The 1,089-nt window shown below is 47.4% G+C and carries 2 protein-coding genes and 1 pseudogene; 1 reads left to right on the top strand and 2 read right to left on the bottom strand.

Translation table 11 applies throughout. The annotated features are described in order from the left end of the window. Together ACSIPU_RS30330 and ACSIPU_RS30325 are read right to left on the bottom strand one after the other, a co-directional pair. The coding region (locus tag ACSIPU_RS30330; protein ID WP_113755220.1) for a serine hydrolase at nt 1-444 on the bottom strand (444 nt) is incomplete at its 3' end. Between the two features lie 182 nt (nt 445-626). After that, nucleotides 627-965 (bottom strand): annotated as a pseudogene (locus ACSIPU_RS30325) (recombinase family protein); the annotation flags it as partial. A 63-nt stretch (nt 966-1,028) separates the two neighbouring features. On the opposite strand from ACSIPU_RS30325, the gene ACSIPU_RS30320 reads away from it, so the two are divergent. Next, nucleotides 1,029-1,089, top strand: a 61-nt coding sequence (locus ACSIPU_RS30320) for a hypothetical protein (protein ID WP_001549973.1), incomplete at its 3' end; no start/stop codon positions are given.

Raw genomic sequence — 1,089 nt, 5'->3', positions numbered from 1 at the left:
AGCGGTTAGCTCCTTCGGTCCTCCGATCGTTGTCAGAAGTAAGTTGGCAGCAGTGTTATCACTCATGGTTATGGCAGCACTGCATAATTCTCTTACTGTCATGCCATCCGTAAGATGCTTTTCTGTGACTGGTGAGTACTCAACCAAGTCATTCTGAGAATAGTGTATGCGGCGACCGAGTTGCTCTTGCCCGGCGTCAACACGGGATAATACCGCACCACATAGCAGAACTTTAAAAGTGCTCATCATTGGAAAACGTTCTTCGGGGCGAAAACTCTCAAGGATCTTACCGCTGTTGAGATCCAGTTCGATGTAACCCACTCGTGCACCCAACTGATCTTCAGCATCTTTTACTTTCACCAGCGTTTCTGGGTGAGCAAAAACAGGAAGGCAAAATGCCGCAAAAAAGGGAATAAGGGCGACACGAAAATGTTGAATACTCATACTCTTCCTTTTTCAATATTATTGAAGCATTTACCAGGGTTATTGTCTCATGAGCGGATACATATTTGAATGTATTTAGAAAAATAAACAAATAGGGGTTCCGCGCACATTTCCCCGAAAAGTGCCACCTGACGTCTAAGAAACCATTATTATCATGACATTAACCTATAAAAATAGGCGTATCACGAGGCCCTTTCGTCTTCAAGAATTTTATAAACCGTGGAGCGGGCAATACTGAGCTGATGAGCAATTTCCGTTGCACCAGTGCCCTTCTGATGAAGCGTCAGCACGACGTTCCTGTCCACGGTACGCCTGCGGCCAAATTTGATTCCTTTCAGCTTTGCTTCCTGTCGGCCCTCATTCGTGCGTTCTAGGATCCTCCGGCGTTCAGCCTGTGCCACAGCCGACAGGATGGTGACCACCATTTGCCCCATATCACCGTCGGTACTGATCCCGTCATCAATGAACCGGACTGCCACGCCCTGAGCGTCAAATTCCTTTATCAGTTGGATCATATCGGCGGCACTGTTGCAAATAGTCGGTGGTGATAAACTTATCATCCCCTTTTGCTGATGGAGCTGCACATGAACCCATTCAAAGGCCGGCATTTTCAGCGTGACATCATTCTGTGGGCCGTACGCTGGT

The organism is Klebsiella sp. HN106, from assembly GCF_051209435.1.
In the GTDB taxonomy this organism is placed as follows: domain Bacteria; phylum Pseudomonadota; class Gammaproteobacteria; order Enterobacterales; family Enterobacteriaceae; genus Klebsiella; species Klebsiella oxytoca.
Note: the sequence above shows the minus strand (reverse complement) of the source record. Positions and strands in the feature narration are given on the sequence as shown.